The 10,239-nt window shown below is 47.0% G+C and carries 12 protein-coding genes and 1 pseudogene; 11 read left to right on the plus strand and 2 right to left on the minus strand.

From position 1 onward, the window contains the following. Together AB5443_RS24980 and AB5443_RS24985 are read right to left on the minus strand one after the other, a co-directional pair. A pseudogene (locus AB5443_RS24980) lies at window positions 1-446 on the minus strand (hypothetical protein); the annotation flags it as partial. After that, complete coding sequence (locus AB5443_RS24985) at window positions 446-961, minus strand: DUF1804 family protein (RefSeq protein WP_288084207.1); 516 nt, start codon at window positions 959-961, stop codon at window positions 446-448. The pseudogene AB5443_RS24980 and the gene AB5443_RS24985, both read right to left, overlap by 1 nt. Before the next feature lie 202 nt (window positions 962-1,163). Between AB5443_RS24985 and AB5443_RS24990 the strand changes: the two genes are divergently transcribed. The 11 genes from AB5443_RS24990 to AB5443_RS25040 all read left to right on the plus strand — a co-directional run bounded on the left by AB5443_RS24990 (window position 1,164) and on the right by AB5443_RS25040 (window position 10,130). Further along, window positions 1,164-2,225: an ATP-dependent Clp protease proteolytic subunit gene (locus tag AB5443_RS24990; RefSeq protein WP_288084208.1), complete on the plus strand. Its 1,062-nt coding sequence runs from the start codon at window positions 1,164-1,166 to the stop codon at window positions 2,223-2,225. A 26-nt stretch (window positions 2,226-2,251) separates the two neighbouring features. Next, window positions 2,252-3,187: a hypothetical protein gene (locus tag AB5443_RS24995; RefSeq protein WP_004308935.1), complete on the plus strand. Its 936-nt coding sequence runs from the start codon at window positions 2,252-2,254 to the stop codon at window positions 3,185-3,187. A gap of 11 nt (window positions 3,188-3,198) precedes the next feature. Beyond that, on the plus strand, window positions 3,199-4,422 hold the full coding sequence (locus AB5443_RS25000; protein ID WP_288084209.1) for a DUF2586 family protein: 1,224 nt from the start codon (window positions 3,199-3,201) through the stop codon (window positions 4,420-4,422). Window positions 4,423-4,426: 4 nt separating this feature from the next. Further along, window positions 4,427-4,867: a hypothetical protein gene (locus tag AB5443_RS25005; RefSeq protein ID WP_288084210.1), complete on the plus strand. Its 441-nt coding sequence runs from the start codon at window positions 4,427-4,429 to the stop codon at window positions 4,865-4,867. A gap of 28 nt (window positions 4,868-4,895) precedes the next feature. Further along, window positions 4,896-5,276, plus strand: a complete 381-nt coding sequence (locus AB5443_RS25010) for a hypothetical protein (RefSeq protein WP_004303258.1) — start codon at window positions 4,896-4,898, stop codon at window positions 5,274-5,276. Between the two features lie 213 nt (window positions 5,277-5,489). After that, complete coding sequence (locus AB5443_RS25015; protein WP_288084211.1) at window positions 5,490-7,415, plus strand: phage tail tape measure protein; 1,926 nt, start codon at window positions 5,490-5,492, stop codon at window positions 7,413-7,415. 4 nt (window positions 7,416-7,419) lie between these two features. Beyond that, window positions 7,420-8,055 (plus strand): DUF6046 domain-containing protein, encoded by a 636-nt coding sequence (locus AB5443_RS25020; RefSeq protein WP_288084212.1) that lies wholly within the window; start codon window positions 7,420-7,422, stop codon window positions 8,053-8,055. Then, a complete protein-coding gene (locus AB5443_RS25025) occupies window positions 8,052-9,023 on the plus strand; it encodes a hypothetical protein (protein ID WP_007765973.1) in 972 nt (323 codons plus the stop codon). The genes AB5443_RS25020 and AB5443_RS25025 overlap by 4 nt, the downstream gene beginning before the upstream one ends. Further along, window positions 9,020-9,523: a hypothetical protein gene (locus AB5443_RS25030; protein ID WP_007765977.1), complete on the plus strand. Its 504-nt coding sequence runs from the start codon at window positions 9,020-9,022 to the stop codon at window positions 9,521-9,523. The genes AB5443_RS25025 and AB5443_RS25030 overlap by 4 nt, the downstream gene beginning before the upstream one ends. After that, window positions 9,520-9,819 (plus strand): hypothetical protein, encoded by a 300-nt coding sequence (locus tag AB5443_RS25035; RefSeq protein WP_004303253.1) that lies wholly within the window; start codon window positions 9,520-9,522, stop codon window positions 9,817-9,819. Before AB5443_RS25030 ends, AB5443_RS25035 begins: the two co-directional genes overlap by 4 nt. A gap of 11 nt (window positions 9,820-9,830) precedes the next feature. Then, window positions 9,831-10,130: a hypothetical protein gene (locus AB5443_RS25040; RefSeq protein ID WP_004308942.1), complete on the plus strand. Its 300-nt coding sequence runs from the start codon at window positions 9,831-9,833 to the stop codon at window positions 10,128-10,130. Window positions 10,131-10,239: the final 109 nt, after the last annotated feature.

Here is a 10,239-nt window from a genome sequence, read left to right on the forward strand (position 1 = left end):
GGATTATACTGCTCGCCAAAGTCGTGTTTCAAAAGTTCGTTTGCCTCGAATTCCGCACGTAAATCTTCCAGCAGGTCACAAGCGCGGTCAAATGTGTCGGAAACGATACACATATAATGCGTCTCGCCATTGATCCATAACCATAGGGGAATGATCACGTCGTTCCATACCGATTTTGCAAGTCCGCGCCCCCATTCGGCATATCCCTTATAAATCGGATCGTTCATCACCCTATTGGCATGCGCGATCTGAAAGTCCGCACAGTCTGCGGTCGCATAATGGGGAAGATAGGTTTCGACAAGATACCTGACATCCCGCTTCGCACGCTGTATGCGGTTCATCCGAACTGTCAGCGATTCGTCCGGATCAATCAGGTTGCCCGTGCACTGCGCACGTTTTAACTTCTCCTGATACTCCTTGAGGGCTTTTCTATCTTCAGCTTTCATTATCCCAACATTTTTGCGGCTTCATTAAGGTGCTTCTCTTGAAAGTCCAGTGTTTTAAAATAAAGTTCTGCATCGTACACCTTCATCGCATCAAATATCCGGCTCATGACATCAATGTAAATAGCGAGCGTAATCCGGTTCTTTTTGTCCACCTCTTTGAGCTGGTTTCCCCATTGCGCCACACTGTTGTCAAGTGTAGCCGCCTGTTTCCGTAGTTCGAGCACCTTGTCGCTGTCACCTCCCGCAATGGCTTCGTCAATCATGCGCAGCAGCTCCAGTTTTTGGTCTGCAAGAATGTTGATAATCTGTTTCAGGTTGTCACCCTGCTTTTGCGATGAAATAACAGATGCCTGACGCTCTTTTTTCCAAAGTGCATCATTCTCATTAATCCAGCTTGAAACAGACCTTTCCGACACGTTTATGCGTGTGGAAATCTCCTTGCACGTCATTCCTTCACGTACATAAAGGTCGTGCGCTTCCTTCTTCAATTTACGGTAGTACTCTTTACTTGGCATATCGCTTCCTTTCGTTTACTGGGGCAAAGGTCAGATTTCAGCACCACCTGTGGAAAATGGCTTTTCATGTTGGAACGTATTCTTTCCAAGTTGGAAAAAATACGTCCTTGTTAACACTGTTTTTTTTCCAACTTGAAAACGCTTTTTCCGTACCCGCCTTTCCTTTTCCAATTTTGCAGCATGAATTTTAAATATCGCGAAAATGAATCTGACTGCAACAGCGGAAAACGGACGTGCCCGGATCGAACTCAAAGGCACAATATCAAAATGGAGGGAAACGGAAGCTGAATTCACTTCCAAAGTTGAGGAACTGATCAAATCAGGGGTCAAGGACGTGCACATCTATATCAACAGTCCGGGTGGTGAATGCTTCGAAGCCAACGAAATCGTGAACGTGATCAAGAAGTTTCCCGGCAAAATTACGGGTGAAGGCGGTGCGCTGGTAGCCAGTGCGGCAACCTACATCGCTATCAACTGTACATCGTTCTCCATGCCTGCCAACGGGCTTTTCATGATCCATCAAGTCAGCGGGGGAGCATGCGGGAAAGTCGCTGATATTGAATCCACTTTGGAAGTCATGCGAAAACTGAATGAACACTACCTGAACGCTTTCCTTTCAAAGTGTACCGACAAGAAAAAAATCAAAGACGCATGGGATAATGGTGACTATTGGATGAGTGCACAGGAAGCAAAGGAAAATGGCTTTGTGACGGAAGTAACGGGCAAGGCAAAGGTTGATAAGGCTACGGCACAAATGATCACTAACTGCGGCTACACAGGTGAAATTGAGATTACTGACTCTATTAATAACAAAAAATCAAAAAATGACATGGATTTAACAATGTTGACTACCCGCTTCGGGATGGACGCAAGTACCACGGAAGCACAATTTATCGCGCAGGTAGACGTGTGGAAACGTAAGGCAGACCGCGTCGACATGCTCGAAAGACAAGAAGAGGAACGCAAGGAACAGGAGATCGAGAACGTCCTGGACAAAGCTATCAAGGAAAAAAGAATCACCGCTGACGTACGCGACGATTGGAAAGCGAACCTGACCAGCAACTTCGATACGGCAAAGAAGCTGCTCGACGCTATCAAGCCTGTGGAAATGCCTGAAGTTCATGCTCCTAGTCTGACGGATACCACAAACAAAAAGTTCGAAGACCTTCAAAACGATCCGGAGGCTTTGAAAAATATCATGGAGAAAAATCCGGCTGAATACGAACGTCTTTTGAATGACTACATAAAACGTAACGGAAAATAAAATACTAACCATTTAAAAAAAAGAATATGGCACAACCAGTAGACGGTCTTTATTTGAACAAGTACGTCGATCCCCAACTGTTGATCGAACGTCGCAATTACAGGGCGGACTTCATGCAAGTTTTAGGCTCTGTTCCTGCCGGAGCTTTGGCTGCGGATGGTGTACGCAGAAACAAACTGATTAACAATGTCGGTTTTCGCGTAAATAACACGGAAGATTTCGAGCCGAAGCAAATGACCGGAAAGAATTATATCGTACCGTGGGAAATCTACGATACGGAACCCAGTTCCTGTACGGATGACGAAATCCGTTATCTCGCTTTTGACAAGCGTGCTGCTATCCGCGTGAAGCACAATGAAGCCTTTCAGGTCGGTATCCGCAACCATGTGCTGCACAAACTGGCTCCGGAGGATGATTCAAACGAAGAAATGCCTGTTATCCGGACAACAGGCGAGAAAGATATTAACGGTCGTTTGAGACTGTCTTATAAGGATCTGGTCGATTTTGCGACGCTCGCAAAAACGTGGAACCTTCCCGTTACCGATGCCCTGTACATGGTGCTTTCCCCACTGCACATGGGTGATTTGTTACTGGATAAGGATGCGTCCAAGTACTTCTATGACCGTACTTTCTACCTTGATCCGGCAACCGGAAAACCGAAAGGTTTCATGGGTATCAAGTTTTTTGAGAATAACGACTGCCCGTTCTATAATGCGGAAACAGCAAAGAAGGTGGCGGAAGGCACAAAACCGTCTGCCGAAACGGACTTCCAAGCGAGCACCTTCTTTTATGCCCCGAATACGTATTACCACATCGAATCCGTAAAATCCCTGTATCGTCCGGAAACGACCGATACACGCAGCAAGAGTCCTACATCCGAATACCGTACCCAAACCTACGGTATTGTAGACCGTATCGAAGATTTCGGTGTTGGTGCAATTTTATCAGGTAAATCCGTATAACGAATTATTTTATGGGAAATTTTACAGGAGTAATCATCAACAAAGCAAATGGCGGGCTGGTACGGGATACCGATACCAGTGACCGCGTCATTCTGCTCGTAGTCGGTGGTTCGGAGATCGGAAAACTTGAATATTACAAGCCGGAATCCCTGAACGATATCACCGATTTGGAAGCGTTGGGATGGGACGCTGACATCGACCTTGAGAACAAGGAACTGGTGCATTACCATACCAGCGAAGTCTTCCGCCTGTCTCCGGAACGTTCACTGTATCTTATGCTGGTTCCGAAGTCTGAAAAGGTGTCAAGCCTGCTGACGAAGGAAGATTTCGTCAATGCGGTACGTACCATCAACGGAGTAAACACCATCGGTATCTGCTCACTGACTGCGGACGAAACAATCACCGTAGCCGTACAAGAGGCACAGAAGATGGTCAATAAATTCAGGGAAGACCACCTGTATATCGATGCGGTGATATTGGAAGGTGTCGGCAAGTATATCAATGCCATTGCCGACGCTGTCGACCTCCGGCAGTTGGATGCTGAAAACGTCTCTGTCGTGATTGCACAAGACCCGGCATGGGCGGTAAAGGACGAAGCATACCGGACACACGCTGCCGTGGGCAGCGCACTCGGAATGCTGTCTGTCCGCTACGTACATGAAAATATGGGCAGCGTTGATATTGAAAACCACCCACGGACGGCAAAAGGGACAAAGGACTATCCGTTGACTGACAAACTGAACGGGCTCTGGCTGGATGCAGCTTTGAGCAATGGCAAACCCTTCTCACAGTTGAGCGTATCCGACCAGAAAAAACTGACTGACAAAGGATATAACTTCGTCGGCAGCTTTCAAGGGTATGCCGGGTTCTTTTTCAGCAATTCATGTACTTGTACGGAAGCGGGCAGCGACTATGCATATATTGAATATAACGCTGTCTGGAACAAGGCTGCACGAATCATCCGCAATACCTTGTTGCCACGTGTAAGAGGCAAAGTGAAGGCTGATCCGTCAACCGGATACATCAGCAACACCACTATCAGCAGTTGGGACGCGCTTGCCAAATCCGCGCTGGAAAGCATGGTCAATTCGGAGGATATCGCGGACTTCGACATTTACATCAATCCAAAACAAATGGCTGTCAGCGACAAGCCTTTCAATATCAAGGTAAAACTTGTTGCAGACGGTATTGTCCATGAGTTTGAGATTGACCTGGGTTTCACAAATAAAATCTGAAAATATGTCATTGTTAGGAACATTAATCAACAAGTTCGGAAAAATAGCCGGATGGAACAGCGTCAAGGTCGTTATGCTCGGTCGTCAGGTAGAGGGCATCACAGCCCTTTCCTACAAGGATAGCAAAGAGAAAGAAAACATCTACGGTGCTGGAGAATTTCCTGTCGGTCGCGGTGAGGGGAATTACAAGGCTGAAGCGTCAATCACCCTTCTGAAAGAAGAGGTGAATGCCTTGCAGTTAGCACTCGGTGCGGGGAAGCGTCTTACGGATATTGAACCGTTTGATATTCCGGTCATGTATGAGTATAAAGGGCTTGTCATGAAAGACGTGATCCGGAACGTCGAATTTACGGACAATGGTGTCGACGTTAAACAGGGTGATAAAAGTATTGCCACACAATTCACCCTTCTTCCCAGCCATATCGACTGGAATGTGGCAATGTAGTTTAATAACCGTTTAAAAGACTTTTAAAATGGAAGTAGAAGAAAAGAAAATCAAGACAGGGAAACCTTACGAGGAACTGACAAAGGAGGAAAAAGCTTTGATAGTTGATTTTACAGAAGAAGAACATGCAGGAATGAAACTGAAATACGGGAAACGCCTGAAGCATGTCACCGTACAAGTGGACGAGGATGAACGCTACGACTACCTGATTGTCCGTCCGAATAAGAATATCCTGCTGGCTATGGCAAAGAAAAAGGATGATCTTGAAGAAGCAAATGACATCCTGATCCGGAACTGCGTGGCGGCAGGCAATATGGAGGCGTTGGAAGATTCCGCTGTCTATACTTCAGTCCTGACCGCCATCGGACAACTGATCGCCGGACAGGCGGCTTTTATCAGCAAAGCATAGAGGAATATTCATCAGCGTTCGGTCTTGTCGAGGGAATAGATGCCATCCTGAAAAAAGTATATGGCTTTGACATCCCGGACAAACTGGACGAAGATGAATGGCTCCGGCTCTATGCCGAATACCGCATGTTGCGGAAAACGGAGCTGGAAGAAATTGAAATAGTAATGCACAACGCATTCGCTAAAGTTGTAAACCGATTATTCTCAAAAGACAATGCAAGTGACTCAATGGATATTGGAACTGGTTGACAGGATCACGTCTCCGCTACACGCAGCAACCGATGCAGCCGAAGAAGCTACACGGGTGATTGATGACACGGAAGAAGTGGTTGAACGTCTTGGGGAGACATCGGGAAAAGCAGCCGGAAAACTGGAAGGGTTGGGAAAAGGAATGTTCTTTCTCAACCAGCTGAAAGAAGGTGTCGACAATATCCGTGATTCCTTTAATGATGCCATCGAACCGGGTATCCGGTTTGAAACCGCTGTTGCCGAAATGTCCGGTATCACCAACATGGAGGGGAAGGAACTGGACGTTCTCGCCACCAAAGCCCGTAATACGGCAAAAGCGTTCGGTACCGATGCGGCAGACGCTATGGTCGTTTATAAGGACTTGCTTTCAAAGATTACTCCGGAACTGAAAAAAGCACCGGACGCGCTTGAAATCATGTCGAACAATGTAATGACACTTAGCAAAACGATGTCAAATGATGTTCCCGGAGCATCAGCCGCCATGTCCACTGCAATGAACCAATACAAGGTTTCCCTTGATGATCCGATGAAAGCCGCACAAACAATGACGGATTATATGAACATCATGGCGGCAGGAACTGTCGAAGGTTCTGCCGAAATCAGGGAGGTCGCGGAAGCATTGAGACAAACGGGTAGTGTTGCAAAAACATTCGGGGTTGAATTTGCCGAAACAAACTCCCTGATCCAGTTGCTTGACAAATCGGGGAAAAAGGGTTCTGAAGGCGGTATCGCTTTGCGTAACACGATAGTCAAGTTACAGGCTCCGACTACGGACGCGATCAAACAACTGAAAGCTGCAGGGGTCAATATAAAAACGATGCAAGACCAGTCCCTTTCACTGACCGACCGACTGCGTGCCCTGACTCCGGTCATGCATAACGCCACAATCATGTCCGCGTTGTTCGGAAGTGAAAACCTTGCTTCAACGATGGCTTTGATTGAGGGTGTAGACCAAATTGACACATGGACGGAAGCGATACAGGGTTCTACTTCTGCGGTCGACATTGCAAATAAACAAATGGATACTTATGCCGAAAAGCAGAAACGTATGCAAGCGTTTATCGACGACCTGAAGATCAGTTTCTTTGAATTTGTGGAACCTATCGCCCCTGCCATTGAAGTTGTAGGAATCTTTGTAGGCGCGCTTGTCACGCTTGGAACTGTCGCATGGTCTGTTTCGCAGATCATGTCACTTGGAATAACAAAGATTGCCGGGGTTTGGATTGCGTCGATGGCTAAGATGGCATTGTCTACAATCATTAATAGTCGGCTAATTTCCGTCGCTATCATGGGCATCCCTGTCATCGGCTGGATTATTGCAATCATAACGGCTGTCATCGCTTTCGTGGCTTTCCTTTACAATAAGTTTGAAGGAGTCCGTGTGTTCCTGTTCGGATTGTGGGAAGTCCTTAAAACGGGCTTTCTTTCCTTTTTCAAGACGATTCATACCATCCAAATGGGAATCATTGAAATTCTGAACCCGGTTAACTGGTTCAGGGATGACTGGAGCATCAACGACGTATTTGAACGGGTAAAGAAAGAAGTGTTTGACAACGCTGTGGCAGTCGGTCGGGCATGGGAAGAAGGCAAGGAAAAAGGACGGGAAAGCTGGCGGAACAAAGACAAAGTCCCCGGACTTGACAAGTTCCAACTGGACACCGCACCAGCGGCAGTCAACAAACCGACCGCTGTAACCGCAACCGGAGGAACTTCCGGGAAAGATGTGGGACTTGGCGGAAAAGGCGGAAGCAGCGTAAGGAATATCACTATGAATGTGACATTCAACAATCATTTCAGTGTTGCGGCAGGTGCGGACATGCGCGATGTTGCGGATAAGGTCAAACGGGAAATTTTAGCGGTGATAACCGATACAGTACCAGCAATAGGATAAAGTTATGACAGGAAATACAGCGTTAAATATTGGTGCATTGTTCACGGAAGTTTTCGGAATCTCATCCCCGATTTATCTTCCGTGGGGAAGAACCCTGCAGGATTATGATCCGGGGAAATACATCGGGGTGACAACCATCCCGGATGCCGAAGCCGAAGCGTACAGCTGGATGGGGACTCCGGTCATCGGGACGTTTACCCTTGACGGTAACAAGCAATACAGTACCTATAATCCGGACGGATCACGCGGAACGATGAATATGGCTAGCTTTCCGATGCCGTATGCAACGATTGTAGACTTTTCACGTTCAATGAACTGCTCAAAGACGAAGGTATTGGGCGTTCACGGAACTGTAAAGGAGGTCTACGGGCTCGACGACTGGAAAATCAATATTCGGGGATTTTGCATAGCAGACAAGAACCGGGAAGGTTATAAGACGGTTGCCGAACAAGTGAACGCACTTTGCAAGTTCCGCAAAGTGACGGAAGCGGTCGGAGTTACGGGAAGCATCTTCAACAACAAGGAAATTTACTCCATTGTTATTGATAACATTTCGTTTAATCCGATTCAGGGAAACAGCAGCGTAGTCCCGTTCACGATAGAAGCAACGAGTGATAACCCTTATGAACTGACACTATGAGTTATATGATGTGCAGCCGGATCACATTCCCGGCAAACATGAAACGCGGGGAACTGGTCATCTATACGGTTTCATCGGTTCACATTGAAAGTTCATGGAAGATGCTGACGGACTCCGCTGAAATAGTCCTTCCGAGACGTATCAGATACTTTGCGGGAAAAGACCTGAAGGAACTGCTGTCTGCCGGGGATCAGGTGAAGATTGAACTCGGATATGATTCCGACCTGTACACGGAATTTGAAGGATATATATCGCTGATCGGCTGGGGTGTCCCCGTGACGATCCGGTGCGAAGACGAAATGTATAACCTGAAAAGAAAAACAGTGTCCTATTCCGCAAAGAATGTCACACTGAAGAAACTGCTTGCAGACGTCGCCAAAGGCTATGAGGTAAAAACCAACTATGACGCGGAACTGGGTGCGGTGCGCTATTCGTCCAAGACAGTCGCGGAAATTCTGAACGACATACGGAAGAAAACCAACCTTCACTGCTATTTCATCGGCAAAACCCTGTATTGCGGAAATGTGTATTCCGAAAAGGTCGATACCGAAAAGGTAAAAATCGTACTGGAAAGAAACGCTGTCAGCCAGGACTTGAACGAAACCAACGGTGAATTCCAGGTCAAGGTAGTCAGCATCGGGGCTGGCGGAAAGAAACTGGAAGCAAAAGCCGGAACGGAAGGAAGCGAGGTTTATAACCTTACTTACAATGAGAAGGGAAAGCCCATCAAGGTCGAAGACCTGAAGAAGTTCGCCAAAGATTTCTACGAAAGCCTAAAAAAGCAGAAGTATCGCGGGGGTGTCGAACTGTTCGGAATACCTGTCGTACATCATGGTATGACGGTTGATCTGAAAAGTGAGGTGACACCGGAAATGAACGGATACTATTACGTTGAGAAAGTGACAAAGGATTTCAGTGACGATGCTACATACAGGCAAAAATTAGAGTTGGGAGGACGCGCGGAATGACAACGGATGAACAATTACGTGATGCGTTTGAAAAATGGCGTGAAGGGGCTAGACAGGCGCAACTGCGCTGGGTAACGGTAGACAAGGTTGATAAAGAAAACAAGTCAATGGACGTGACCGGAGTCATTGACCGGCTTGAATATTATGACGTCCAGTTGGGAATGGGGGCATTATGCATCTATCCGAAACCGGGAACGACTTGTCTGGTCGGAATCGTCGAGGGACAGGAGACTGACGCCTTCCTGATTTCCGCAAATGAAGTGGACGAAATAGTGCTGAATGGCGGGACGTTGGGCGGACTGGTAAAAGTCGGGGAGCTGACGGAACGGCTGAACCTGATTGAAAAGGACATCAATTCACTGAAACAGAGATTGTCCGGCTGGACGCCCGTACCGAACGACGGGGGATCGGCTTTGAAAACGGCATTGTCCTCCTACACATCAGAATCACTGAAAGAGACACAGGTCGGGGATATTGAAAACGAAAAGGTGAAACAATGAAGGGACTATTACTTGACAAGGACGGTGACATCCGGATTGTTCCCCATACGGGAAAAGACGGGCTGACCGGATTCGTGGTCGGTGACACGCTGATTCAGAATGCGGCAACCGTGCTGGAGCTGAATCAGGGAGAGTTGAAAGAAGACCCGGTGCTGGGCGCGAACCTGATCCGGTATATACGGTCAAAGGCTGATAAAACAGCCATTGAGAAACAAATGAAAATCCACCTGAAACGCGCAGGCATTGACTATTCGGAATTGGTGGACAAAATAAATATTGAAATTACTAACGATTAAAATTAACGAAAATGAAAGCAAGTAACGATTTGATTAAAAAGTTCGGAGTGGATAAAATCATTCACGGACTGATTGGAATGCTTATTCTAGCCGTGTGCGTGATAGCATCTGTTTTCCTGTTTGGTGTGAATTTCTTTAGCGTACTGGGCGGTATGATTTTGGGAACTGTTTCCGCATGGCTGGCTGGAAAATGGAAAGAATCGAAAGACGATGTTCCGGACGCAGCAGACATCCGGGCGACAGTACGCGGGGCATTGTTGGCGGATGTAGTCATATTACTGGTATGGATAGTCTTCCGCCTGATTCTATAACCCGTATGTATCATGAAAAGGCTACACGTACAGTTATGGATCGCGGTTTTCCTGTCCGTATCCGGAATGATCCTGCTGTTTTGCGGATTTTGGGTAGTACCTACGGGAC

Source organism: Bacteroides sp. RTP21281st1_H5_RTP21281_210402 (assembly GCF_040918965.1).
GTDB lineage: Bacteria > Bacteroidota > Bacteroidia > Bacteroidales > Bacteroidaceae > Bacteroides > Bacteroides congonensis.

Bases quoted from the DNA above. Each gene is read 5' to 3' on its own strand.
- AB5443_RS24985 (WP_288084207.1), bottom strand. From the start codon at position 961: ATGCCAAGTAAAGAGTACTACCGTAAATTGAAGAAGGAAGCGCACGAC.
- AB5443_RS24990 (WP_288084208.1), top strand. From the start codon at position 1,164: ATGAATCTGACTGCAACAGCGGAAAACGGACGTGCCCGGATCGAACTC.
- AB5443_RS24995 (WP_004308935.1), top strand. From the start codon at position 2,252: ATGGCACAACCAGTAGACGGTCTTTATTTGAACAAGTACGTCGATCCC.
- AB5443_RS25000 (WP_288084209.1), top strand. From the start codon at position 3,199: ATGGGAAATTTTACAGGAGTAATCATCAACAAAGCAAATGGCGGGCTG.
- AB5443_RS25005 (WP_288084210.1), top strand. From the start codon at position 4,427: ATGTCATTGTTAGGAACATTAATCAACAAGTTCGGAAAAATAGCCGGA.
- AB5443_RS25010 (WP_004303258.1), top strand. From the start codon at position 4,896: ATGGAAGTAGAAGAAAAGAAAATCAAGACAGGGAAACCTTACGAGGAA.
- AB5443_RS25015 (WP_288084211.1), top strand. From the start codon at position 5,490: ATGCAAGTGACTCAATGGATATTGGAACTGGTTGACAGGATCACGTCT.
- AB5443_RS25020 (WP_288084212.1), top strand. From the start codon at position 7,420: ATGACAGGAAATACAGCGTTAAATATTGGTGCATTGTTCACGGAAGTT.
- AB5443_RS25025 (WP_007765973.1), top strand. From the start codon at position 8,052: ATGAGTTATATGATGTGCAGCCGGATCACATTCCCGGCAAACATGAAA.
- AB5443_RS25030 (WP_007765977.1), top strand. From the start codon at position 9,020: ATGACAACGGATGAACAATTACGTGATGCGTTTGAAAAATGGCGTGAA.
- AB5443_RS25035 (WP_004303253.1), top strand. From the start codon at position 9,520: ATGAAGGGACTATTACTTGACAAGGACGGTGACATCCGGATTGTTCCC.
- AB5443_RS25040 (WP_004308942.1), top strand. From the start codon at position 9,831: ATGAAAGCAAGTAACGATTTGATTAAAAAGTTCGGAGTGGATAAAATC.